The sequence below is a fragment of the Tsukamurella conjunctivitidis genome (assembly GCF_007858475.1).
Classification (GTDB): domain Bacteria; phylum Actinomycetota; class Actinomycetes; order Mycobacteriales; family Mycobacteriaceae; genus Tsukamurella; species Tsukamurella conjunctivitidis.
On record NZ_VIGX01000006.1, the window covers coordinates 212,051 to 235,531 of the forward strand.

The following is a 23,481-nucleotide window of genomic DNA, read 5'->3' on the forward strand; positions in this document are numbered from 1 at the left end:
TTACGCGCCGAGGATCCTGCTCAGCGGCCGCTTGCGCTTACCCGAAGGCCGTCCCTTCACGACTCCGGCGACGACGTCCTCGGCGAACTTCTCGACCGTCTCCTGCGAGTCGGTCTTGTTCGTGCCGATGAAGCCGTTGGGGCCGCGCTTGATCCAGCCCGTGACGTACACGCCGGGGAGCGGCGCACCGTCGTCCCCGAGGACCCGGCCTGCCTCGTTCGGCAGCACCGCGCGGCGGTCGTCGAAGGGCAGGCCCGGGACCGGGACGCCCCGGTAGCCGACGGAGGTGAGCACCATCCCGACCGGCAGGTCGATGGCCTCGCCGGTCACGGTGTGCTTCGCGTGCAGGATCAGGCCGTCGTCGGTCGCCTCGATGGACTCCGGCGTGGTGAGGAAACGCAGGCGGATGCGGCGCGGCGCGTCCGACTGGGTCTCCAGCGACTCGAGGAGCTGCAGCTTGTGCCCGATCAGCTCGGAATCGCTGCCGGCGACGAGCGTCTCGGCCACATCGGGGTCCGGATGGACGATGACCGTCCGCTCGTCGGCGAGGCCCAGCGCCTCGGGGAGGGTGAAGGCGGCGTGCTCGGGGCCGCGGCGCGCGACGATCACGACCTCCTCGACCTTCGACTCGCGCAGCGCGGCGAGCGCGGCGGGGGAGATCGTGGTGCCCTCGAGCTCCTCCGGCGCCGCCGTGAGGATGCGGGCGGCGTCGAGCGCGACGTTGCCGTTGCCGATGATGACGATCCGGTCGTGCGTGAGGTCGACGGCGTCGCCCTTGTGCTCGGGATGGCCGTTGTACCAGGCGACGAAGTCGGTCGCGCTGCGCACGTTCGGCAGGTCCTCGCCGCTGATGCCGAGCTTCTTGTCGGTGCTCGCACCGACGGCGACGACGATCGCGTCATGACGGGTGCGCAGCTCTTCCAGGCTCACGTCGCCGCCCACCTCGGTGTTCAGGTGGATACGGAAGTTCGGATCGGCGGCGACCTTGTCGAACAGGCCCGAGACCTTGCGGGTGCGGGTGTGATCGGGCGCGACGCCGAAGCGGGCCAGGCCGTACGGGGTGGACAGCTTCTCGTACACGTCGACGGTGACGCCGGGGTAGCGGAGCAGCTCGTCGGCCGCGTACATCGCGGCCGGGCCGCTGCCGATCACGCCCACGCTGATGACGGTGCCGGACTCGATCGGGAGGATCTTCGGCGGGACCGTGTGCGCCATCGGCGGCCGGCTGCGCTCCTGCGGGTTGGGTCCGCCGAGCGACGAGTTCGCCGGGTCCGCGGCGGCGAGCGAGCGGTTCAGCTCGATGTAGACCTTGTGCTCCTCGGGCAGGCGGTGCGCCGGCCCGATCGCGTCGACGGGGCACGCCGTCACGCAGGCGCCGCAGTCGACGCACGTCGTGGGGTCCACGTACAGCATCTCGGCCGTCGCGAAGCCCGGCTCGTCGGGCGTCGGGTGGATGCAGTTGACGGGGCACGCGAAGGTGCACGACGCGTCGCTACAGCAGGACTGGGTGATGACGTGGGGCATGAGGAATCTCCTCCGGTGGGTGCCGTAGCCGGGCCGGGATACGGGTCCGGCTCGGCGGGTGACCGCCGAGCCGGATTTCGGGGTGGTTCGAGACTACTGCGCGGCGTACGACGGCTCGCTGCGGAACCGCGAGGTACGTCCGTGGATGCCCAGGGCGCGCCACAGCAGGCGGGAGACCGGGTTCATCAGGTTCGTGCGCTCCGCCAGCAGGCGGACGTCGCCGAAGATCTCCTGACGCATGGCCTTCGACTCCGGCGAGCGCCAGAAGATGTCCTTCTTCACCGACCGCGGGATGTCGAAGGTGTCCCAGAACTGCTTCGGCGGGACCATGATCGCGCCGAGCAGGATCCGCATCACCAGCGGCATCGCCAGCGAGAGCAGGAAGCGCGGGATCGGGCCACGCGTCGGCACCTTGTGCTCCAGCAGCTGGTGCGCGAACGAGATGTGGCGGGCCTCCTCGGCCACGTGGATCTGCATGACCGAGGTCATCGCCGGGTGCTGCGTATCGGCCGAGCGCAGGAACTGCTTCTGCAGGTGGTCGATCGGCTCCTCGCCGGCGAGCACACCCATGTAGAAGATGTTCGGGAAGGTGGTGGCCGCGAGCGGGATGATCGGCGACAGCCGCCGGAACCACCAGGCGCCGCCGGGCACGTCCATGCCCACGCGGTTGACGAACTCCTGGAACATCAGCGTGTGCTGGCACTCCTCCTTCGCCTCGTGCGTGGCGTAGCGGAACTCGGGGGAGTTGTTCGGCTGCACGGCGGTGTACTGCATGATCCCGCGGATCAGGATCGACTCGAACTGCAGGCCGACCTTGGCGACGTTGGCCTGGCGCCACATGCCGATCTCGATCTGCTTGGCCAGCGGCTGCGCCTGGTACCAGGGGTGGCGGCCGATCGGATCGAAGCGCGGGTTGCAGACCCAGCGCGGGTCGTCGGGGACGATCGCCAGCTCGGGGGAGTCCCAGTCGATGTCGACGTAGGGATCGAAGTTGCGGCGGACCGAGGCCTCGGAGAGGTCGTTCAGCGTCTGCTCGTACTCGGCCTGGCCGGGGAACGAGCGACCGCGCATGCGGGCCATGTGGGTCACCCGGGGCATGTTCAGCAGGGCCATGATGGATCCTTTCCTGGCACCCTCGTCCGGCTCGTACCTGGTGTTTCTTCCGTGACCCTGTGGGAAATCCCACAGACGTCTGTGCTGGTAGAAGCCGTGTATGAGATTGAATCGATGTCAGACTATCACTTCAAACAAGCATGAATGAAGGGTCTTCCGCCCGGAATCCGTGAACAGGTGTACACCGAGCGCTGGGCCAGCGGTTTTAGCGGCTCGATGTGAGGGGCGTCACGGAGGAACGTTCGCGTTCCGGTGCTGGTACAGCGCGTCCACGGGCGCGTTCACCGCACACCCGTTCCCGGGCGTGGGCGCGGCGGCGGGCGCCCCGGCGGGCAGCGGGAGGCGCCGGTCGGCGGGCGACCGGTCGTGGGGCGGTCGAGGAGTTAGGAGGACGCCTTGATGGTGTTGCTCACGTCGTGCAGGACGACACCGGCGGCGACGGGGCCGCCGGCCGAGAACCATGCGGAGTCCTGGACCAGGAGCTGCCGCTTGGCGACCACCGCGCGCAGCTGCTTCCACGGCTTCGACATCATCACGGCCATGCCGTGCTCGCGGCCCTTGTCGCCCTCGTAGCCGACGTAGATCAGGTCGCCCTCAGCGGCCGAGACGTCGTCATCGGACATCTCCACGGCCTCCGGCTTACGTTGGGGCTCGGGCCGCACCACCTTGAGGTCCGCGAGGACCTGCGCGGCGAGCGGCGACGAGCCGAGGGCCCACGCCTTGCCGTCGGCGGTGAACCGCACCAGCGAGACGGTGTTGTGCACCGCGTCGATCTTCACGGACTTCTCCGCCGCGTCGCGCTGGTACTCGTCGAGGACTGCGCGGGCCTCGGCGGGCATCCGCACCGCGTCGGCCAGGGCGAGGAAGCTGCGCCGCCAGTCCGCCGACGGTGCCGGCACGATCACGGCCCGGCCGGCCCGACGGTTCGCCTCGGCGGACTGCGCGGTTCCGACGGTCACGTCGGCCTGCGCGCCGCCGGTGAGCTTCGGGGCCTTCGCGAGAGTCGTGCCGAGGTAGACGGGTACGTCCCCGGCGACCGCCTTCACCCGGTTCTGCAGCCCGAGGGCGCACAGCCCGTCGAGGAGCGCAGGGTCGGCGACGGCGATCGCGGCCGGCGCGGCGGTGCCGGTGACGGGCGCGGCGCAGGCCTCGTCGGGCTTGCGGTCGAGTCCGATGATGTTCGCCGACGCGAGGCGCGTGGTCGTGGTGGAGATCGAGGCGAAGGGCTGCTGGATCGGTTCCGAGCCGCCGCACGCGCTGAGGGCGGTGCCGGCGACGACGGTGAGTGCGATCACGGCACTCGCCCTGATAGTTCCGACCCTGTTCACGACGACTGTCCTCACCTGTAGTTCCGGCCGTGCGCCACGGTAGCAGTAGCGGCCCTTCCGGCCGGCTCCGCGACGCGAGTACGACGCAGAGTAGGACCGCGAGGACAAGCCCGGGGGCGAGGGGCTACGCTTACCCCACAAGGGTGGCGTCCGCCGTGAGCGAACACCGCCCGAAAGACCTGATTGAAGAGGCCTGAAGCCGGTACCGACAGCCGCGGTGCAGGTGGCCCAGGGCAGGAGGATTTGTGACCGCGCAAGCGCATCGTCCGGCAGTCGAGGTGACCGCCGCACGTCCGTACCCGCAGCGGACCGGGCCCAAGGGGTCGTTCATCTACAAGCTGGTGACGACGACCGATCACAAGACGCTGGGCATCATGTACATCGTCACGTGCTTCGCGTTCTTCCTCATCGGTGGCCTGATGGCGCTCCTGATGCGCGCCGAGCTCGCCAACCCGGGGCTGCAGTTCCTCTCCACCGAGCAGTTCAACCAGCTGTTCACGATGCACGGCACCGTGATGCTGCTGCTGTACGCGACGCCGATCGTCATCGGCTTCGCCAACTTCGTGCTGCCGCTGCAGATCGGCGCGCCCGACGTCGCCTTCCCGCGCCTGAACGCCTTCGGTTACTGGCTGTTCGTCTTCGGCGCCCTGATGGTGATCGCCGGCTTCATCACGCCCGGTGGCGCGGCCGACTTCGGCTGGACCGCGTACACCCCGCTGACCGACGCCCTCCACTCGCCCGGACCCGGTGCGGACCTGTGGATCATGGGCCTCGCGGTCGGTGGTCTCGGCACCATCCTCGGTGCCGTCAACATGGTCACCACCGTGATCTGCATGCGTGCGCCCGGCATGACGATGTTCCGCATGCCGATCTTCACCTGGAACATCCTGGTGACCTCGCTGCTGATCCTGCTCGCCTTCCCGCTGCTGACCGCCGCGCTCATGGGCCTCGAGGTCGACCGCCAGTTCGGCGCCCACATCTACGACCCCGCCAACGGCGGCGTCATCCTGTGGCAGCACCTGTTCTGGTTCTTCGGCCACCCCGAGGTCTACATCATCGCGCTGCCCTTCTTCGGCATCGTTTCGGAGATCTTCCCGGTCTTCAGCCGCAAGCCGATCTTCGGCTACAGCGGCCTGGTCCTCGCGACGCTGGCGATTGCGGCCCTCTCGGTCGCGGTGTGGGCGCACCACATGTACGCCACCGGCGCGGTGCTGCTGCCCTTCTTCAGCTTCATGACCTTCTTGATCGCCGTGCCCACAGGCGTGAAGTTCTTCAACTGGATCCTCACGATGTGGAGAGGTCACATAACGTTCGAGTCGCCGATGCTGTTCTCGATCGGCTTCATCGTGACCTTCCTCTTCGGTGGCCTGACCGGTGTGCTGCTCGCCTCGCCGCCGCTCGACTTCGCGGTGTCCGACACCTACTTCGTCGTCGCGCACTTCCACTACGTGCTGTTCGGCACCATCGTCTTCGCGACCTACGCCGGTATCTACTTCTGGTTCCCGAAGATGACGGGCCGCATGCTCGACGAGGGCCTGGGCCGCTGGCACTTCTGGCTCACCTTCATCGGCTTCCACATGACCTTCCTGGTCCAGCACTGGGTCGGCGCCGAGGGCATGCCGCGTCGGTACGCCGACTACCTCGACACGGACGGCTTCACCACGCTGAACCAGATCTCGACGGTCGGCGCGTTCATCCTGGGCGCCTCGACGCTGCCCTTCGTGTGGAACGTCTTCAAGAGCTACCGCTACGGCGAGGTCGTCACGGTCGACGACCCGTGGGGCTTCGGCAACAGCCTCGAGTGGGCCACCAGCTGCCCGCCGCCGCGCCACAACTTCACCGAGCTGCCGCGCATCCGCTCCGAGCGTCCCGCGTTCGAGCTGCACTACCCGCACATGGTCGAGCGCATGCGCACCGAGGCCCACTCGGGTCCGGGTGTGGGTGACAAGCACTCGCAGGAGCGCGGCGACGCGAAGGTGTGACGCCCGGCTCGTGAGCTGAACCGAACGGCGCTTCCCGCACGGGAGGCGCCGTTCGGCGTTCCACGGGGCGGCGACTACGCTTTCCCCGTGCACGATGCGACCTCGGCCCCCACGATCCTCATCACCGTGACCGGCGGCGACAAGCCCGGCGTCAGCTCGGTCCTGTTCGGTGTCCTGGCCCGCAACGAGGTCAGCGTCCTCGACGTGGAACAGACCGTCATCCGCGGTCGGCTCACCCTCGGCGTGCTCGCCGCGGTCCACGGCGACCCCGAGCACGTGCAGGAGCTCGTCGAGCAGGCCATGGCGACCGTCGGGATGGACGTCGCGGTGGAGATCACCGCCGAGCAGCCGCCCCGTCCGCCCGTGCCCACGCACGCCGTCGTCCTGCTGGGGGCACCCGTCAGCGCTCGGGCACTCTCGGCGCTCGCGACGGCCCTCGCCGGGCGGAACGTCAACATCGAGTCGATCGCCGGCGTCGCCGACTACCCCGTGACCGCGCTGGAACTGATGGTGACGGTGCCCGACGGTGCCGACGAGGTCGCCTTCCGCGCGGAGCTCGCGGCCGTCGCGAAGGAGCAGGGCGTCGACATCGCCACCTCGCGCGCCGGCATCGCGCGCCGCTCCAAGCGGCTCATCTGCTTCGACGTCGACTCCACCCTGGTGCAGGGCGAGGTCATCGAGATGCTCGCCGCCCGCGCTGGCAAGGAGGCCGAGGTGGCCGCCGTGACCGAGGCAGCGATGCGTGGAGAGCTGGACTTCGAGCAATCGCTGCACGCCCGCGTGGAGAACCTCGCCGGCCTGCCCGCGTCGGTCATCGACGACGTGGCCGCCGGCCTGCAGTTGACTCCGGGGGCGCGGACGACGATCCGCACGCTCAAGCGCCTCGGCTACCGCTGTGGGGTCGTCTCCGGCGGCTTCACGGCCGTCATCGAGCCGCTCGCGGAGGACCTCGAACTCGACTTCGTGCGCGCCAACACGCTCGAGGTGGTCGACGGTGTGCTCACCGGCCGCGTGATCGGCGAGGTCGTCGACCGGCCGGGTAAGGCCCGTGCCCTCCAGGAGTTCGCCGACGCCTTCGGCGTCCCGGTCGAGGAGACGGTGGCCGTGGGAGACGGCGCCAACGACATCGACATGCTCTCCGCCGCCGGCCTGGGCGTGGCCTTCAACGCCAAGCCCGCGCTGCGCGAAGTCGCCGACGCCGCGCTCTCGTACCCCTACCTGGATGCCGTGCTGTTCGTGCTCGGCGTCACCCGCGACGAGATCGAGGCGGCCGACGCCGTCGACGGCCGGCTGCGCCGGGTCCCCATCCAGGGCTGAGCCCGCTCGCGAGCTGCGCCGGTCAGACCTGCTGGAAGGCCAGCACCGTCGGGCCGGACACCGCGACTTCGGCGCGCGACGGATAGAGCGTACGGTCCTGCGCGGGCTCGCCGGTCGGCAGCGTGGTGTCGACGATGAGCTCCCAGTCGTGGGTGCACGACTCGGGGCCGCCCAGCACGACGGTGGCCTCGCCGCCCGCGTGCCACACGATGAGCGCGTCCTTCTCCGCGACGGCGCTGTCGCGGCCCGGTGCGCGCACGTCGGAACCGTCGACCCAGGCCTGCAACGTGCGCACCTCCGGCGACTGCCACGCCTCGCCGGACATCTCGGCCCCGTCGGCGCCGAACCACGCGAGGTCGGGTTCGCCGTCGCGGGTGGCGCGGCCGTCGAAGAACTCGTGCTGTCGGAGCACCGGCGCCGCCCGGCGTACCGCGGCGACGCGGGCCACGAAGGCCGTCAGGTCGGCGTCCGCGGCGTCCCAGTCCACGGCGAAGGCATCGGCCGCGGGGGTGCCCTCCGGCACGCAGTAGGCGTTGTTGTTGCCGTACTGGGTGTGCCCCAGCTCGTCGCCGGCGAGCAGCATCGGCGTGCCCGTGGAGAGCAGCAGCGTGGCCAGGAGCGCCCGGACGTGCGCCCCGCGCGCGGCGAGGATCGCGGGGTCCGTGGTGCCGCCCTCGAAGCCGTGGTTCACCGAGTGGTTGTTGTCCGTGCCGTCCCGGTTGTTCTCGCCGTTGGCCTCGTTGTGCTTGCGCTCGTAACTGACGAGGTCGCGGGCGGTGAAGCCGTCGTGGGCGGTGACGAAGTTGATCGACGAGAAGGGCGTGCGGCCCTGCGCTCCGAAGAGGTCCTGGCTGCCGGACACCCGCGAGGCGAGGGCGCCGACGGTCGCGCCGCCGGCGAAGAAGTCGCGGACCGTGTCGCGATAGCGGTCGTTCCACTCCGCCCACACCGGCGTGAAGCCGCCCACCCGGTAACCCTCGCCCGTCGCGTCCCAGGGCTCGGCGATGAGCTTGCGCGTACACAGGATCGGGTCGGCCGCGATGGCCGTCAGCAGCGGAGCGCGGTGGTCGAACGGGATCACCGGGCCCTGGGGACCGGTCCCCGTGCGGCCGCGGCCGAGGACGCTCGCGAGGTCGAACCGGAAGCCGTCGACCCCGAACTCGCCCGCGAAGTACCGCAGGCTGTCGAGCACCATGCGCACCGACGCCGGCGAAGCGCAGTCGACCGTGTTGCCGCAGCCCGTGTAGTCCAGGTCCTCGCCGTCCTCGAGCAGGTAGTAGCCGGGCGCGTCGAGCCCGCGCCAGGAGAGCGACGGCCCGGCCACGGACTCCTCGGCGGTGTGGTTGTAGACCACGTCCATGAGGACCTCGATGCCCGCGGAGTGCAGCGCGGAGACCAGCGCCGCGAACTCCTCGACCTCGCGGCCCGGCCGCGCCGCGTACCGGGGGTCCGGAGCGAAGTACGCCCCCGTCGAGTACCCCCAGTGATTGCGCATCCCGCGATCGCGCACCCCGGGCTCGGTGAGACACGCCTGCACCGGCAGGAGTTCGACCGCGGTGACGCCGATGCGCCGCAGGTGGTCGAGCACCGCGGGCTGCGCCAGGCCCGCGTAGGTGCCCCGGAGTTCTTCGGGGACACCCGGATGCCGCGCGGTGTAGGAGCCGACGTGCACCTCGCAGATCACCGTCCGGTCCCACGGGACACCCGGCCCGGGCTCCGGTGCCGGTGGCGCCCCCGTGACCACGCACAGAGGGATGTCGCCGAGTGAATCGGTCTCCGACGGTCCGCCGTCCTCGCCGTAGGGCAGGAGGGCCGCGCCGTCGCCGAGGGCCCCGTCGATCCGGCGGGCGTACGGGTCGATGAGCGCCTTGTGCTCGTTGAACCTCAGCCCGGTATCGGGCTCCCACGGGCCGGCGGCGCGGAGGCAGTACCGTGCGCCCTCGCCTATACCCGCGACGAAGCCGTGGTGGACTCCAGCGGTCTGGGCGGGCAGGCGGAGACGCTGCTCGCGGCGCACGCCGGCATCGTCGGTCTCGACCAGGCACACCCAGACGTCGGTGGCGCGCGGGGCGTGCACGGCGAAGTTCACGCCGCCGGGCCGGGGGACGGCGCCGAGGGGGTGCGCGGCGCCGGGAGTGGGGGAGCGGTGGTCTGTGGACACGGGGACCATCCTGCCAACCGCGGCCGGTCCCGTGCGGCAGGATGGGGATGTGTCCGATCCCGCCGCCGCCAGCGCGCCCGCCCCAGACCCCGCCGACGAGCCCGACCAGGATCTGCTGATCGATTTCCGCGGGGTGAGCCTGCGGCGCGACGGCCGAACCCTGGTGGGCCCCATCGATTGGCGGGTCGAGCTGGACGAGCGCTGGGTCGTCATCGGCCCCAACGGGGCGGGTAAGACCTCGCTCATGCGGCTCGCCTCGGCGCAGGACTTCCCGAGCGCGGGCACCGCCCACATCCTGGGCGAGGTGCTCGGGAAGACGGTGGTGCAGGACCTCACCGCGCGGATCGGCGTGTGCTCGGCGGCGCTGGCCTCGCGGGTGCCGGACGACGAGCTGGTGACCGATCTCGTGGTCTCCGCCGGGTACGCCGTGCTCGGACGCTGGCGCGAGCGGTACGACGAGGTGGACATCGGGCGTGCCGTCGACGTGCTCGAGTCGATGGGCGCCGAGCACCTGGCGAACCGCCGGTTCGGCACCCTGTCCGAGGGGGAGCGCAAGCGGGTGCTCATCGCCCGGGCGCTCATGACCGACCCGGAGCTCATGCTGCTCGACGAGCCCGCCGCCGGACTCGACCTCGGCGGCCGTGAGGAGCTGGTGGCCCGGCTCGACACCCTCGCGCAGGACCCCGACGCGCCCGCCACCGTGCTCGTGACGCACCACGTCGAAGAGGTGCCGCCGGGCTTCACGCACGCGCTCATGCTCAAGGAGGGCGGCGTCGTGGCGCAGGGCCTCATCGGCGACGTGCTCACCGCCGAGGTCCTCTCGGAGACCTTCAGCCAGCGCATCCTGCTCGACGAGGTCGACGGCCGGTTCTTCGCCCGACGGGCCTCCCGCCCCGGACGCCGGAGGTTGCAGGCATGAGCGGCGGCGAGTCGGCGGAGGCCCGCCGGGCGGAGGGCGCTGGGGAACCGCCGGGCGACGGGGGCGGTGCGGCCTCGCCGGCGGCCGGCCGCGGCGAAGGCGCTCATCACCCGCGCTCGCTCCCGGACGTCCCGATCCGGCCCGCGGCGACGGTGCTCCTGCTGCGCACGGCGCCGGAGGGCCTGGAGGTCTTCGTGCAGATCCGCGCGAGTGGCATGGAGTTCGCGCCCGACGTGACGGTCTTCCCGGGCGGCGGCATCGAGCCGTCGGACGGCGACGACCTGCGCGTCACCGCGTCGCGGGAGACGCACGAGGAGTGCGGCGTCCGCGTGGACCCCGACGACCTCGTACCGCTCTCGCGCTGGGTGACCCCGCCCGGCCGGCCGCGCCGTTACGACACGATGTTCTACCTGGCGCCGCTGCCCGCTGGGCAGGAGGCGACGTGCGTGACCACCGAGGCGGTCTCGGCGGGCTGGTACCGGCCGCAGGCGGTGATCGACGCCTGGCTCGCCGGCCGCAGCAAGCTCATGGCACCCACCTACTCCCAGCTGTTCCAGCTGCTGCCCTTCGACACCGTCGAGGACGTGCTGGGATGGGCCGCGGAGGCCGCGGACCTCACGCCGGTCGCGATCGTCGACGGCATGACGCGCGAGGAGCGACGGTTCCCGGGCTGGGCCGAGTACGCCGCGGGCTCGACGATCTACTGACCGGGCACGGCCCGAAGCCGTGCAGCGTGGATTTACGTGGACGTCCAACTAAATTTTCCGGCACCCGGTAGCCTCTGGGGTCATGACTGAATTCGTGACCCTCGAGACCTCCGACGAGCACCCCGGTATCGGCACGATCCGCCTGAACCGGCCGCCGATGAACGCGATCAACTCGCAGGTGCAGAACGAGCTCCTCGAGCTCGCGGCCGAGGTGAACCGCCGCGACGACATCAAGGCCGTCGTCGTCTACGGCGGACCGAAGGTCTTCGCGGCCGGCGCCGACATCAAGGAGATGCAGGCGATGGGCTACACGGACATGAGCGAGGCCATCGCCCTCCTTCAGAGCGGCCTCTCGGCGATCGCGTCGATCACCAAGCCGACCGTCGCCGCCGTCACCGGCTACGCCCTCGGCGGCGGTCTCGAGGTGGCACTCGGTGCCGATCGCCGCATCGTCGGCGACAACGCCAAGGTGGGGGTCCCGGAGATCCTGCTCGGCGTGATCCCCGGCGGCGGCGGCACCCAGCGCCTCGCGCGCCTCGTGGGCCCGGCCAAGGCGAAGGACATGGTCTTCACCGGCCGCTTCGTCGGCGCCGAGGAGGCCCTGCAGATCGGCCTCGTCGACGAGGTCGTCGCCCCCGACGAGGTCTACAACGCCGCCCTGACGTGGGCGAAGCAGTTCACGGGCGCCGCCTCGCAGGCGCTGCGCGCCGCCAAGCAGGCGATCGACCAGGGCCTCGACACCGACCTGAACACGGGCCTCGCCATCGAGCGGCACCTCTTCGCCGGGCTGTTCGCCACCGAGGACCGCACCATCGGCATGACCTCGTTCGTCGAGAACGGCCCCGGCAAGGCGAAGTTCGTCGGTAAGTAGCCCGGCGGGGTCCGCGGCGGCCGGAGGCGGCAGAACCTGTTCTCATCACGCGGGTTGGCGGTGATCTGACCGGGCGGTAACCTGACGGGAACAATCTTCTCGAAAGGCCTTCATGACCGACCAGCAGCCGGCCCCCAACCCGCACGCCACGGCGGACGAGGTTGAGGCCGCATTCTCCGACACGAAGCTCGCCCAGGTGCTCTACCACGACTGGGAGGCCGAGACGTACGACGAGAAGTGGCACATCAGCTTCGACGAGCGGTGCATCGACTACGCCCGCGACCGCTTCGAGGCCGCCACCGGCGGGCAGAACGAGAAGCCCTACGGGCGCGCCCTGGAGCTGGGCTGCGGCACCGGTTTCTTCCTGCTCAACCTCATGTCGGCGGGGGTCGCGGAGACCGGCTCGGTCACGGACCTCTCGCCCGGCATGGTGAAGGTCGCGCTGCGCAACGGTGAGGCGCTCGGACACACCGTCGACGGGCGCGTCGCCGACGCGGAGACCATCCCGTACGAGGACAACACCTTCGACCTGGTCGTCGGTCACGCCGTGCTGCACCACATCCCCGATGTGGAGCAGTCGCTGCGCGAGGTGCTGCGCGTGCTCAAGCCGGGTGGCCGGTTCGTCTTCGCGGGCGAGCCCACCACGATCGGCGATTTCTACGCACGCTGGCTGGGGCGGATCACCTGGGGTATCACCACCAACGCGACGAAGCTCCCCTTCCTCGCGGACTGGCGCCGCCCGCAGGCCGAGTTGGACGAGTCCTCGCGCGCCGCGGCGCTCGAGGCCGTGGTCGACATCCACACGTTCGACCCGGACGAGATGGAGGCGATGGCCGCCCGCGCCGGTGCCGTGGAGGTCGAGGCCACGACCGACGAGTTCACCGCCGCCTTCCTCGGCTGGCCCGTGCGCACCTTCGAGGCGGCCGTGCCGCCCGAGAAGCTGGGCTTCGGCTGGGCCGGATTCGCGTTCGGCGGTTGGAAGAAGCTCTCGGCGCTCGACGAGAACGTGCTGCGTCGTGTCGTGCCGCGCAAGTTCTTCTACAACCTGGCCATCACGGGCATCAAGCCCGAGTAGTCCGGGCGGGGCGGGTTTGGACGGGGCGGATCTCGCCTATCTCCGCACGGCCGACGGCGCCGCAGCCGTGGCCGCGGCGGACCGTCTTGCGCTCACGGACGCCTCGCTCCTCGCGGACGTCGGTGCGGTGCGCGGTATCGCCGGCGCTCATGCGCCCGCGGTGATCGAACAGGTGCGGGCCCGCCGGCGTGCGGTCGCCAAGCTGGGCGACGTCGAGGGTTGGCTGCTCACCGACGAGGCGGTGCAGCAGGCGACCCCGTCGGCGGTCGCGGAGCACCGTGCCCGCCGGCTCGCGTGGCTGTCCGTGCACGACGTGACCTGCTCGATCGGTGCGGAACTGCGTGCCCTGGTGCAGGTGTGCCCGCGCGTGGTCGGCAGCGACCTCGACCCACTGCGGGCGCGCATGGCCGCGCACAACGTGCCGCGCGCGATGGTCCACGTCGCCGATGCGCTGACCCCGACATCCACCGCGGACGTCGTGATCGCCGATCCCGCGCGCCGGACCGGTGGCCGGCGTATCGTCGATCCCGAGCAGTGCTCGCCCGCGCTCTCGTCCCTGCGTGCCGCGTACGCGGGGCGCTCCCTCGCGGTGAAGACGGCGCCCGGCATCGATTACGACGGCCTGCGCCGCAAGGGCTTCGACGGCGAGGTCGAGATCGTCTCCCTCGACGGCGGCGTCCGCGAGGCCTGCCTGTGGTCCGGCCCCGTCGCCGTCCCCGGTCTCACCCGGGCGACGGTGCTGCGCGGCTCCGGTGCGCGGGGGTACGAGGTCTTCTCGACCGACCCGCACGACGTCGACCCGGAGCCGGCCGGCAAGTACCTCGTCGAGCCCGACGGTGCCGTCATCCGCGCGGGTCTCGTCCGGCACTACGCGGCGCGGCACGGACTGTGGCAGCTCGATCCGCGCATCGCCTACCTCACCGGGGACGCGGTGCCGACCGGAGAGCGGGGCTTCGAGATCCTCGATTCCGCGAAGTTCTCGGAGAAGACGTTGCGCGCCGAGCTGCGCGTGCGCGACGTCGGTTCCGTCGAGATCCTCACCCGCGGCGCGGGAGTCGACCCCGACGTGCTGCGCAGGAAGCTGAAACTGCAGGGCTCCCAGCCGATGACCGTCGTGATCACGCGGATCGGCCGCGAGGTCGTCGCCTTCCTCACCCGACCGACGCGCTAGCGCGTCAGAGGACGCGCAGCTGCGGGAATGCGAGCATGTCGTCGAAGATGTTCATCGCCACGGGGTCCACGGTCACGGTGGCGGCGTCGCCGGTGAACAGGCCGAGGATCTGCTTCTCCAGCGCCTCCGAGGCGTCGTTCTCGTCGGCCGCCTGCTCCACCAGCCGGTAGCCGAGCGTCGAGTGGAAGGTGTACGTCTCGAACCCCTTCGGCGACATCTGCAGGAGATCCTGCATGCGCTGCCGGAAGTCGCGGAGGGAGCGTTCCGTGGCCGCGTCGACGCTCGCGAGTTTCACGCCGAGCCCCTTCGACAGGGGCTGCACGAGGCCGTCGACGCGCATCGTGACCGAGCGGGGCGCGGCGATGGTCGCACGGGTCACGGCATCGAGGACTGCCAGATGCGCGGCCTGCATGTCCTTGCCCGCCAACCACACCGGCCAGTCGGGCGTGCCGATCTGGCTCTGGTTCACGCCCTCGAACACCGTCATGTGCATGCTGTTGTGCGGCAGCAGGGCGAAGTGGTCGCGGAAGCGGGACTGGCGGACCAGCCGCTGGGCCCGATTCTCGGCGCGGAAGAAGGCCGAGTCCTGCGGGATGGGACTGACGAAGGTGTTGCCGGTGAACCGCTGGGCGTTGCCCTCGATGTCCCACTTCTTGCCGGGGCCCGCGGCGAGCGGGGTGCGTCCGTCGACGGGGTAGGGCGCGGTGGATGTCTCGGCGGCGGTGGAATCCCGGCTGCCGCAGCCTGCGAGCGCGGCGCCGGTGCCCACGACGAGCAGTCCGGCCAGTGCCGCGCGACGGTCGATCCCTCTACTGCCCGATGCGTTCATGCGATCGCACACTACGGTGCGGCGGCGAACACTCGACGGCCGTTGCGTGAAATCTCGGCGGTGCGCCGACCCGCGCACGCCGACCCGCGCGGGCGTCACACGCGCGTCATCGCGGGCCTGTGCGTCCACGGCCCGTGACACGATGGGCCCATGCAGGAATCGCGCCGGTCCGATGTCGAGATGTTCCACGTCATGGACGTGCTGGCTGCGGCGGCGCGGCGCCGGGAGACCCACGGCGACGTGATCTCGCTGGCCGCGGGCCAGCCCAGTGCGGGGGCGCCGAAGCCGGTGCTCGCCGCCGCGCACGCGGCGCTGGACGCCGGGCCGCTCGGCTACACCGAGTCGATGGGCATCGCGCCGCTGCGCGAGACGATCGCGGCGCACTACGGCAGGGCCTACGGACTGGACGTCCCGCCGGAGGCCGTGGCCGTGACCACCGGCTCGTCGGGTGCCTTCACTCTCGTCTTCCTCGCCGCTTTCGACGCGGGAGACACCGTGGTCATGGCGCGGCCCGGCTACCCCGCGTACCGGAACACGCTGAAGGCGTTGGGCTGCGAGGTCGCGGAGCTCGACTGCGGCGCCGACACCCGCTTCCAGCCGACCGTCGCGATGCTGGAGGCGCTCGACACCCCGCCGAAGGGGCTCATCGTCGCGAGCCCGGCGAACCCGACCGGGACGATCCTGGCACCATCGGAGCTCGCGGCCCTGGCGCGCTGGTGCGAGGCGCACGGCACGCTGCTCATCTCCGACGAGATCTATCACGGAGTGAGCTACGGCCGGCCCACGTCGTGCGCGTGGGAGACCTCGCGCGAGCAGGTGGTGATGGGCTCGGTGTCGAAGTACTTCGCCATGACCGGCTGGCGGCTCGGCTGGATGCTGTTGCCGGAGTACCTGCGACGCCCCGTCGAGCGGCTCACCGCGAACATGACGATCTGCCCGCCGGCCATCAGCCAGTACGCGGCGGTCGCCGCATTCTCCGACGAGGCGCGGGTGGAGCTGGACGCGCACGTCGCCGGGTACGCACGCAACCGCGAAGTGGTTCTCGCTGGCCTGCGGGAACTGGGCGTCACCGAGGTCGCGCCGCCCGACGGGGCCTTCTACGCCTATGCCGACATCGGCCACCTCGCCGACGACTCGCTCGCCTGGTGCGCGCGCGTCCTCGACGAGACGGGCGTCGCGATCACCCCGGGCTTGGACTTCGACACCGTGCGCGGCCGGCGGACCATCCGGCTCAGCTTCGCCGGTGCGACCGCCGAGATCGAGGAGGCGTTGCACCGCCTGCAGCCCGTGTTCCGACACTGAGTGTCATATCCGGTGATCCATGTCACACTGTGGGGGTGGAGACCTCCCCGCACCGCCCGGTGATTGCGGCTTCGTGGCTGCGCTCGGACCGCGCGGGCCTGCGCCCCGATGCGCACCCGGACCCCGAGATCGGCGCCATCGAGGCAGCGGACACGCTGCTCGACGCCGCGCGTCCGGTCCTCGCCCGGGCCGCCACCGCGCTCAGCGGATCCAATACGGCGCTGCTCCTCGTGGATCACCGCTCCCGTCTGGTCTCCCGCGTGACGGCCGACCTGACGCTGGAACGTCGCCTCGAGGGCCTGGGCGCCATCGCCGGCGCGGCGTTCGGTGAGGGGGAGATGGGCACCACGGCGCTCGGCACGCCGCTCGAGGTGCGCGGCGACGTGGCGATCAACGGCGCCGAGCACTACCTCGAGCAGTTCCGCACGCTGAGCTGCTTCGGACGCCCGATCATCCACCCCGCGACGCGACGCCTCGCCGGCGTCATCTGCATGGCGGAGATCGCGGACCGCATCAACCCGCTCTCGATCCCGCTGGTCCGCGGCCTCGTCGACGACATCTCGGGGCGGTTGCTCGACCGCTCCCACGCTTCGCACCGCGCGGTCATCTCCGCCTACCAGCGCGCGGCGCGCCGCCGGGACGTCGCCGTCGCCGCGATCGGCGACGACCTCCAGCTCACCAACGCCGCCGCCGCGCAGCTGCTGGCCCCCGGCGACTTCGGCACGCTCCGCCTGTTGCTCGCCGACGGCGCGCCGCGCACGGCCGTGCTCACGCTCGTCTCGGGCGTCGTCGCCGACGTCGCGGTCAGCAGGCCCGACGGCGCGCCGCACGCCGCGGTCTTCCGGCTCCATCCGCGCCCCGACGGGCCGTCCGCGCCGGTCATCGCCCCGCGGCCCGCGACGGCGCCGACCGTCGCCGTGAGCGGTGAGCCCGGCACCGGCCGGAGCACCCGCGCCCTGACCTGCGTCGCCGAGGACGCGCACACCGTCCTCGACGTCGCGGGCGCGATCCTCGCGGGCCGCGAGCCCGACGTTCCCGCGCTGCTCCGCGCGTGCTGCGAGGCGGGCAGGGGCCTCGTCGTCGACGGGGCGGACCTCCTCGACGAGCGCTCCGCGCGGCTGCTGCACGCCGCCGTCGCCGCGCCGGCGGGCCCCGGGGTGTCCGTCGTGGTCGTGACCGGACCTGCGGAGTCGCTGTCGCCCGCGGTCGGCGCGCTGGTCGCATGCTGCCGGCGACGGATCGTGCTCCCGCCGCTGCGGGAGCGGGCCACGGAGATCGCGTCGCTCGGGCACGGCATCGTCGCTGCGGTGGACCCGCGCCTGGAGCTCGGCGCCGACGCCGCGGACGCCCTGCTCTCGCAGGAGTGGCCGGGCAACCTCTCCGAGCTGTCGATGGTGCTCACCGAGGCGGCGGGCGCCGTCCTCGCGCGGGGCGGGCGCACCGTCGCCGCCGCGGACCTGCCGGCCGAGTACCGTGGCTCGACCCGCGCCGCCCGGCTGCGAGGGATGGAGCAGGCGGAGCGCCAGGCGATCCTCGCGGCCCTCGCGGCCGCCGACGGCAACAAGAGCCGTGCGGCCACTGCGCTCGGCATCAGCCGCACCACCCTGTACGCCCGCATCCGGGCGCTCGGCATCCGGGGCTGACGGGCCGTTCCCGCAGGTCGGCCGGGGTTCGCGGCCGGCCACGTGCGGTGACCGTCCACCCGGAGTGTCCAGTTTCCGAACACGGCCGGTCGCTCGCTCCGTGCGAGAACTGAAGGTGACGCCACGTGGCGTGCATCACACCCTCGGTTCGCAAGGAGAATCCGATGACCACCATCGCCGTGCCCGATCTGCTTCCCGCCGTCGCCGATTTCGTCTCCCGGGATCGGAGGATGCTCATCGGCGGGCAGTGGGTCGACGCCCTGTCCGGCCGCACCTTCGACACCCACGACCCGGCGACCGGGCAGGTGATCACCCGGGTCGCGCACGGCGAGGCCCCCGACGTCGACCGCGCCGTCGCCGCCGCCCGCGCCGCGTACGAGGGCCCGTGGTCGCGGATGAAGCCGAACGAGCGGGAGCGCCTGATCTGGAAGGTCGGCGACATCCTCTCCGAGCGCGCGGAGATCTTCGGACAGCTCGAGGCCCTCGACAACGGCAAGTCGGTCGCCATCGCCACCGGCGTCGACGTGGGCTGGTCGGCCGACGTCTGGCGTTACAACGCGGGCCTGGTCACCAAGATCCGTGGCGCGGCGGTCACCCCGTCGATGCCCTTCGCCCCCGACGGCCAGTTCCACGCCTACACGCGACGCGAGTCGCTCGGCGTGTGCGGACAGATCGTGCCGTGGAACTTCCCCATCCTGATGGCCACGTGGAAGCTGGCGCCCGCCCTCGCCGCCGGGAACACCGTGGTGCTCAAGCCCGCCGAGCAGACGCCGCTCACGGCGCTCCTGCTGGGCGAGGTCTTCGAGGAGGCGGGCTTCCCGCCGGGCGTGGTGAACATCGTCCCCGGCTTCGGCGACGCCGGTGCCGCGCTGTCGGGCCACCCCGACGTCGACAAGGTGGCCTTCACCGGTTCGACCGAGGTGGGCAAGAAGATCGTCTCCGCCGCCACCGGCAACCTCAAGAAGGTCTCGCTGGAGCTGGGCGGCAAGAGCCCCAACATCGTCTTCGCTGACGCCGATCTGGAGGCCGCCGTCGCCGGCTCGGTCGCCGCGTGGACCTTCAACCACGGCCAGTGCTGCGTCGCCGGCACCCGCATGTTCGTGCAGCGGTCCATCTTCGACGAGTTCACGCAGGCCGTCGCCGATGCCGCGGCCGCCGCCAAGATCGGCCCCGGACTGGACCCCACCACCGAGCTCGGCCCGCTCGTCTCGCAGGAGCAGTTCGACCGCGTCAACGGCTACATCCAGCAGGGGCTGGCCGACGGTGCCCGGGCGCTGACGGGCGGCAAGCGCTGGGGCGACGAGGGCTACTTCATCGAGCCCACCGTGTTCGTGGACGTCGAGCCGGGCTTCTCCATCGTCGAGGAGGAGATCTTCGGCCCCGTCGTCGCGGCCCTGCCCTTCGACGACGAGGACGACGTGGTGCGCGCCGCCAACGACTCGATCTACGGTCTCGCCGCGGGCATTTGGACCAAGGACGTCTCCAAGGCGCACCGCACCGCGGCCGCCGTCAAGGCCGGTTCCGTGTGGGTCAACCAGTACAACGGCTTCGACACCGCGCTGCCCTTCGGCGGCTTCAAGCAGTCCGGCTGGGGCCGCGAGCTCGGCGACTCCGCGATCGACCTCTACACCCAGACCAAGTCCGTCAACATCGCGCTCTGACGCGGAAGGGAACCATCATGAAGACCAAAGCCGCCGTGCTGCTCGAGGCCGGGAAGCCCTTCGAGATCATGGAACTCGAGCTCGACGGTCCCGGGCCCGGCGAGGTGCTCATCAAGTACACCGCCGCCGGCCTGTGCCACTCCGACCTGCATCTGACCGACGGCGACCTCCCGCCGCGCTATCCCATCGTCGGCGGCCACGAGGGCTCCGGGATCATCGAGGAGGTCGGCCCCGGCGTCACCAAGGTCAAGCCCGGCGACCACGTGGTGTGCAGCTTCATCCCGAACTGCGGCACCTGCCGGTACTGCTCCACGGGCCGCCAGAACCTCTGCGACCTCGGCGCCACCATTCTCGAGGGATCCATGCCCGACGGGACCTTCCGGTTCCATGGCGGCGGACAGGATTTCGGCGCCATGTGCATGCTCGGCACCTTCGCCGAGCGCGCGACGATCAGCCAGCACTCGGTGGTCAAGATCGACGACTGGCTCCCGCTGGAGACGGCCGTCCTGGTGGGCTGCGGCGTCCCGTCGGGCTGGGGGACCGCGGTGTCGGCCGGCGGCCTGCGCCCCGGCGACACCGCGGTGATCTACGGCATCGGCGGCCTCGGCATCAACGCCGTGCAGGGCGCCGTGTCGGCGGGCTGCAAGTACGTGGTGGTCGTCGACCCGGTGGCGCTCAAGCGGGACACTGCGCTGAAGTTCGGTGCGACCCACGCCTTCGCGACCGCCGAGGAGGCGCAGGAGAAGGTCACCGAGCTGACCTGGGGCCAGGGCGCGGATGCCGCCCTGATCCTCGTGGGCACCGTCGACGAGAAGGTGGTCCAGGACGCGACGGCGGCGATCGGCAAGGGCGGCAAGGTCGTGATCACGGGCCTCGCCGATCCGGAGAAGCTCACCGTGCACGTCTCCGGCACCGATCTCACGTTGAACCAGAAGACGATCATGGGCACGCTGTTCGGATCGATGAACCCGCAGTACGACATCGTCCGGCTGCTGCGCCTCTACGACGCGGGGGAGCTCAAGCTCGACGAGCTGATCACGACCCGGTACTCGCTCGAGGACGTGAACCAGGGCTACGCGGACCTGCGGGAGGGCAAGAACATCCGCGGCGTGATCATCCACGACTGATCGGAACGCGGACGACGGCCCCGGGCGGATGCCCGGGGCCGTCGCGGTGTGCACGGGGTTGGGCTCAGGCCAGCGCGCGGCGGAAGGCGGCGATGGCGAGGTCGAAACCGGCCTGGGCGCCGTGGGTCTCGCGCAGCGCGTTGAGCATCATGAAGTCGTGGATGACCCCGCCGATCCGGACGGCGGTCACCTCGTTGCCGGCCTCGCGGAGCTTGGTGGCGTAGGCCTCGCCGGCGTCGCGCAGCACGTCGGCCTCCGCGGTGATGACGGTGGCGGGCGGCAGGCCCGCGAGCTGCTCGACGGTGGCGTTCAGCGGTGAGGCGAAGATCTCGGCGCGCTGCGCCGCGTCGGTCGTGTACTGGTCCCAGAACCACTGCATGGCGTCGCGGCGCAGGAAGTAGCCCTCGGCGAACTCGCGGTACGAGGTGGTGTCGAAGTCGGTGTCCACCACCGGGTACAGCAGGACCTGGGCGGCCAGCGTCACGTCGCCACGTGCCTTGGCCTGGAGGGCGAGCACGGCCGCCATGTCGCCGCCGACGGAGTCGCCGGAGACGGCGACGCGGGTGCCGTCGAGGTTCTTCTCGGCACCGGAGTTCACGACCCACTGCGCGACGGCGTAATTCTGTTCGATCGCGATCGGGTAGCGCGCCTCGGGGGAGAGGTCGTACTCGGGGAAGACGACGGCCGCGCCGGTGCCGACGGCGAACTCGCGGACCAGGCGGTCGTGTGTGTGGGCGTTGCCGAAGACCCAGCCGGCGCCGTGGATGTAGAGGATCACGGGCAGGACGCCGGTGGCGCCCTTCGGGCGGACGATGCGGGTGCGGACCTCGCCGGTGGGGCCGCCGGGCACGGTGATCCACTCCTCGTCGACCTCGGGGAACGTGACGCCCTCGCCGGACTGCACCTCGTCGACGGTCTTCCGGCCCTCGACGGGGCCCAGGTCGAACAGGTAGGGCGGGTTGGCTGTGGCGTCGGAGAAGGCCTGGGCGGCGGGCTCGAGGATGGTCTTGCTCATGATCTGCTCCTTGTCGACTTCGCGGAGAACGTTCGTTCTCGCGCTGAGTGCTAGAGTAGGGGAACGATCGTTCTCTCGTCAAGGGGTTGTAGAAGATGGATGCGGATCGGCAGCGCGCCGCCGTGCTGGCGGCGGCGGAGAAGCTGTTCTACGGCAAGGGGATCCAGGCCGTGGGCATGGACGAGATCCGGACTTCCGCCGGTGTCTCGCTCAAGGCGATCTACAAGCTCTTCCCGTCGAAGGACGCCCTCGTCGCCGAGGTGTTGACGATCCGCGACCGCCGCTGGACCGAGGGGCTGCACAAGTACGTCGACCGGGCGGAGAGTTCCGAGGGGAAGGTGCTCGCCGTCTTCGACTGGCTGGACGAGATGTTCGCCGAGAACGACTTCCGCGGCTGTTCGTTCATCAACAGCTATGGCGAGCTCGGCGCCACGTCACCGACGGTCGCGGAGGCCGCGCAGCACAACAAGTCCTGCTATCAGGACGAGCTGACGTCGCTCGTCGCCGAGGCCGGGCTGCCGGAGCGCGTCGCGATCCAGATCGGCCTCCTCACCGAGGGGGCGCTCACCACCGCCGCCATCCTCGGTCCCGACGGCGTCGTCGACGGCGCCCGACAGGCCGCGCGCGTGCTGATGAACGCCCAGCGCTGAGTCTGCCGTCGTCCGAGCTCCCGCCTACGCCGGCGCGGTGAGGACCAGCGGACCGTCCTCCGTGATGGCGACCGTGTGCTCGCTGTGTGCCGCACGGGAACCGTCGGCGGAGCGCAGCGTCCAGCCGTCGGGGTCGAAGGTGATCTGGTCGGTCGTGGCACAGAACCAGGGCTCCAGCGCGAGGGTCGTCCCGGTGCGCAGCAGCATGCCCTTGCGGGCCTTGCCGGTGTTCGGCACGTGCGGGTCCTCGTGCATCGTCCGGCCCAGACCGTGCCCGCCGAACTGGGTGTTCACCGGGTAGCCGTACCGCTTGGCCGTCTCGCCGATCACGGACGACACGGTGCCGAGCTTGTTCCCGGGCCGCATCTCGTCGATCGCCGCGTCGAGCGCGACGCGGGTGCACTCGATGAGGCGCGAGTCCTCCTCGCGCGCGGTGCCGACGCTGACGCTCCGCGCGGCGTCGGCCACCCAGCCGTCGATCGACACCGCGATGTCCACGGTCAGCAGATCGCCGTCCGTGAAGACGTAGTCGTGCGGGAGGCCGTGCAGGCAGGCGTCGTTGACCGACAGGCAGGTCACGTTGCGGAACGGGCCGCTGCCGAAGGACGGCGCGTAGTCCCAGTAGCAGGACACGGCGCCCCGGTCCTCGATCATCGTCCGCGCGCGGTACTCGAGCTCCATGAGGTTCATCCCGGGCTCGGCCATCGTGGTGAGCTCCTCGAGGAGCTCGGCGATGAAGATGCCGGTCGTGCGCATCTTCGCGATCTCGGCGGGGGTCTTGAGCTCCATCATGGTATTAAAATACCACGCACTAGCCGGTGCGGCGCAGACGCTCCGCGTCGAGGTACTGCGCAGCCAGGGCGTCGAGGGGTTCGTCCAGGACCGCCGCCAGCGCGACGACGGTGCCGAACGCGGGCGTCGCCATCCGGCCGGTCTCGATCTTGCGCAGCGTCTCCGGGGAGATCCCGGCCGCGCGGGCCACCTCGTCGGGCCGGCGATCCCCCCGGGCCGTGCGCAGCCGCGCCCCCAGACGCCGCCCTGCGGCGATCTGTTCGGGGGTGAGGGGCTGCCGGACCATGCGTCCAG

20 protein-coding genes are annotated in these 23,481 nt (G+C 71.1%); 12 read left to right on the forward strand and 8 right to left on the reverse strand.

All coding sequences use genetic code 11. The features are described from left to right. The 3 genes from FK530_RS13270 to FK530_RS13280 form a co-directional block, all read right to left on the reverse strand. Positions 1-1,524, reverse strand: coding sequence for an FAD-dependent oxidoreductase (locus tag FK530_RS13270; protein ID WP_146487498.1), 1,524 nt, complete (start codon positions 1,522-1,524; stop codon positions 1-3). A 93-nt stretch (positions 1,525-1,617) separates the two neighbouring features. Further along, positions 1,618-2,622: an AurF N-oxygenase family protein gene (locus FK530_RS13275; RefSeq protein ID WP_191834056.1), complete on the reverse strand. Its 1,005-nt coding sequence runs from the start codon at positions 2,620-2,622 to the stop codon at positions 1,618-1,620. Positions 2,623-3,020: 398 nt separating this feature from the next. Next, positions 3,021-3,932 (reverse strand): TroA family protein, encoded by a 912-nt coding sequence (locus tag FK530_RS13280; RefSeq protein WP_146487500.1) that lies wholly within the window; start codon positions 3,930-3,932, stop codon positions 3,021-3,023. A gap of 278 nt (positions 3,933-4,210) precedes the next feature. Here FK530_RS13280 and ctaD point away from each other — a divergent pair, with 278 nt between their 5' ends. Continuing rightward, positions 4,211-5,947: an aa3-type cytochrome oxidase subunit I gene (gene ctaD, locus FK530_RS13285; protein WP_231706622.1), complete on the forward strand. Its 1,737-nt coding sequence runs from the start codon at positions 4,211-4,213 to the stop codon at positions 5,945-5,947. An 87-nt stretch (positions 5,948-6,034) separates the two neighbouring features. Further along, positions 6,035-7,264 (forward strand): phosphoserine phosphatase SerB, encoded by a 1,230-nt coding sequence (gene serB / locus FK530_RS13290; RefSeq protein ID WP_146487501.1) that lies wholly within the window; start codon positions 6,035-6,037, stop codon positions 7,262-7,264. A gap of 22 nt (positions 7,265-7,286) precedes the next feature. Here the strand turns inward: serB and glgX are convergent, their stop codons facing one another. Further along, positions 7,287-9,434, reverse strand: coding sequence for a glycogen debranching protein GlgX (gene glgX / locus FK530_RS13295; protein ID WP_146487502.1), 2,148 nt, complete (start codon positions 9,432-9,434; stop codon positions 7,287-7,289). Between the two features lie 40 nt (positions 9,435-9,474). On the opposite strand from glgX, the gene FK530_RS13300 reads away from it, so the two are divergent. The 5 genes from FK530_RS13300 to FK530_RS13320 all read left to right on the forward strand — a co-directional run bounded on the left by FK530_RS13300 (position 9,475) and on the right by FK530_RS13320 (position 14,168). Further along, positions 9,475-10,344, forward strand: a complete 870-nt coding sequence (locus FK530_RS13300) for an ABC transporter ATP-binding protein (protein ID WP_146487503.1) — start codon at positions 9,475-9,477, stop codon at positions 10,342-10,344. Beyond that, positions 10,341-11,051, forward strand: coding sequence for an NUDIX hydrolase (locus tag FK530_RS13305; protein WP_146487504.1), 711 nt, complete (start codon positions 10,341-10,343; stop codon positions 11,049-11,051). Before FK530_RS13300 ends, FK530_RS13305 begins: the two co-directional genes overlap by 4 nt. An 82-nt stretch (positions 11,052-11,133) precedes the next feature. Then, entirely contained in the window at positions 11,134-11,922 is a 789-nt protein-coding gene (locus tag FK530_RS13310) for an enoyl-CoA hydratase/isomerase family protein (protein WP_146487505.1), read from the forward strand. A 112-nt stretch (positions 11,923-12,034) separates the two neighbouring features. Then, positions 12,035-12,997: a class I SAM-dependent methyltransferase gene (locus FK530_RS13315; RefSeq protein ID WP_146487506.1), complete on the forward strand. Its 963-nt coding sequence runs from the start codon at positions 12,035-12,037 to the stop codon at positions 12,995-12,997. A 16-nt stretch (positions 12,998-13,013) separates the two neighbouring features. Next, positions 13,014-14,168, forward strand: a complete 1,155-nt coding sequence (locus tag FK530_RS13320) for a class I SAM-dependent methyltransferase (RefSeq protein WP_146487507.1) — start codon at positions 13,014-13,016, stop codon at positions 14,166-14,168. Positions 14,169-14,172: 4 nt separating this feature from the next. Here FK530_RS13320 and FK530_RS13325 read toward each other — a convergent pair whose 3' ends face one another. Next, positions 14,173-14,997 carry a DUF1868 domain-containing protein gene (locus tag FK530_RS13325; protein WP_146487508.1) on the reverse strand — a complete coding sequence of 275 codons (825 nt, stop codon included), beginning with the start codon at positions 14,995-14,997 and terminating at the stop codon, positions 14,173-14,175. Positions 14,998-15,147: 150 nt separating this feature from the next. Between FK530_RS13325 and FK530_RS13330 the strand changes: the two genes are divergently transcribed. The 4 genes from FK530_RS13330 (at position 15,148) to FK530_RS13345 (ending at position 20,730) form a co-directional block, all read left to right on the forward strand. Further along, the gene (locus FK530_RS13330; RefSeq protein ID WP_146487509.1) at positions 15,148-16,299 is read left to right on the forward strand and encodes a pyridoxal phosphate-dependent aminotransferase; all 1,152 of its coding nucleotides are present in this window, start codon (positions 15,148-15,150) and stop codon (positions 16,297-16,299) included. 35 nt (positions 16,300-16,334) lie between these two features. Continuing rightward, positions 16,335-17,942 carry a helix-turn-helix domain-containing protein gene (locus FK530_RS13335; RefSeq protein WP_146487510.1) on the forward strand — a complete coding sequence of 536 codons (1,608 nt, stop codon included), beginning with the start codon at positions 16,335-16,337 and terminating at the stop codon, positions 17,940-17,942. 164 nt (positions 17,943-18,106) lie between these two features. Then, positions 18,107-19,603 carry an aldehyde dehydrogenase family protein gene (locus FK530_RS13340; RefSeq protein WP_068521690.1) on the forward strand — a complete coding sequence of 499 codons (1,497 nt, stop codon included), beginning with the start codon at positions 18,107-18,109 and terminating at the stop codon, positions 19,601-19,603. A 17-nt stretch (positions 19,604-19,620) separates the two neighbouring features. Then, positions 19,621-20,730: an NDMA-dependent alcohol dehydrogenase gene (locus tag FK530_RS13345; protein WP_068521689.1), complete on the forward strand. Its 1,110-nt coding sequence runs from the start codon at positions 19,621-19,623 to the stop codon at positions 20,728-20,730. A 64-nt stretch (positions 20,731-20,794) separates the two neighbouring features. Here FK530_RS13345 and FK530_RS13350 read toward each other — a convergent pair whose 3' ends face one another. Then, complete coding sequence (locus FK530_RS13350; RefSeq protein ID WP_146487511.1) at positions 20,795-21,745, reverse strand: alpha/beta hydrolase; 951 nt, start codon at positions 21,743-21,745, stop codon at positions 20,795-20,797. 95 nt (positions 21,746-21,840) lie between these two features. Between FK530_RS13350 and FK530_RS13355 the strand changes: the two genes are divergently transcribed. Beyond that, positions 21,841-22,395, forward strand: a complete 555-nt coding sequence (locus tag FK530_RS13355) for a TetR/AcrR family transcriptional regulator (RefSeq protein WP_146487512.1) — start codon at positions 21,841-21,843, stop codon at positions 22,393-22,395. Between the two features lie 24 nt (positions 22,396-22,419). On the opposite strand, the gene map is transcribed toward FK530_RS13355, so the two are convergent. Together map and FK530_RS13365 are read right to left on the reverse strand one after the other, a co-directional pair. After that, entirely contained in the window at positions 22,420-23,187 is a 768-nt protein-coding gene (gene map / locus FK530_RS13360) for a type I methionyl aminopeptidase (RefSeq protein WP_146487513.1), read from the reverse strand. Between the two features lie 19 nt (positions 23,188-23,206). After that, on the reverse strand, positions 23,207-23,473 hold the full coding sequence (locus tag FK530_RS13365; protein WP_146487514.1) for a helix-turn-helix domain-containing protein: 267 nt from the start codon (positions 23,471-23,473) through the stop codon (positions 23,207-23,209). Positions 23,474-23,481: the final 8 nt, after the last annotated feature.

Coding starts and splice junctions, on each gene's coding strand:
- FK530_RS13270 (WP_146487498.1), bottom strand. CDS start 1,524: ATGCCCCACGTCATCACCCAGTCCTGCTGTAGCGACGCGTCGTGCACC.
- FK530_RS13275 (WP_191834056.1), bottom strand. CDS start 2,622: ATGCCCCGGGTGACCCACATGGCCCGCATGCGCGGTCGCTCGTTCCCC.
- glgX (WP_146487502.1), bottom strand. CDS start 9,434: ATGGTCCCCGTGTCCACAGACCACCGCTCCCCCACTCCCGGCGCCGCG.
- FK530_RS13305 (WP_146487504.1), top strand. CDS start 10,341: ATGAGCGGCGGCGAGTCGGCGGAGGCCCGCCGGGCGGAGGGCGCTGGG.
- FK530_RS13310 (WP_146487505.1), top strand. CDS start 11,134: ATGACTGAATTCGTGACCCTCGAGACCTCCGACGAGCACCCCGGTATC.
- FK530_RS13315 (WP_146487506.1), top strand. CDS start 12,035: ATGACCGACCAGCAGCCGGCCCCCAACCCGCACGCCACGGCGGACGAG.
- FK530_RS13325 (WP_146487508.1), bottom strand. CDS start 14,997: ATGAACGCATCGGGCAGTAGAGGGATCGACCGTCGCGCGGCACTGGCC.
- FK530_RS13330 (WP_146487509.1), top strand. CDS start 15,148: ATGCAGGAATCGCGCCGGTCCGATGTCGAGATGTTCCACGTCATGGAC.
- FK530_RS13340 (WP_068521690.1), top strand. CDS start 18,107: ATGACCACCATCGCCGTGCCCGATCTGCTTCCCGCCGTCGCCGATTTC.
- FK530_RS13345 (WP_068521689.1), top strand. CDS start 19,621: ATGAAGACCAAAGCCGCCGTGCTGCTCGAGGCCGGGAAGCCCTTCGAG.
- FK530_RS13350 (WP_146487511.1), bottom strand. CDS start 21,745: ATGAGCAAGACCATCCTCGAGCCCGCCGCCCAGGCCTTCTCCGACGCC.
- FK530_RS13355 (WP_146487512.1), top strand. CDS start 21,841: ATGGATGCGGATCGGCAGCGCGCCGCCGTGCTGGCGGCGGCGGAGAAG.
- map (WP_146487513.1), bottom strand. CDS start 23,187: ATGATGGAGCTCAAGACCCCCGCCGAGATCGCGAAGATGCGCACGACC.
- FK530_RS13365 (WP_146487514.1), bottom strand. CDS start 23,473: ATGGTCCGGCAGCCCCTCACCCCCGAACAGATCGCCGCAGGGCGGCGT.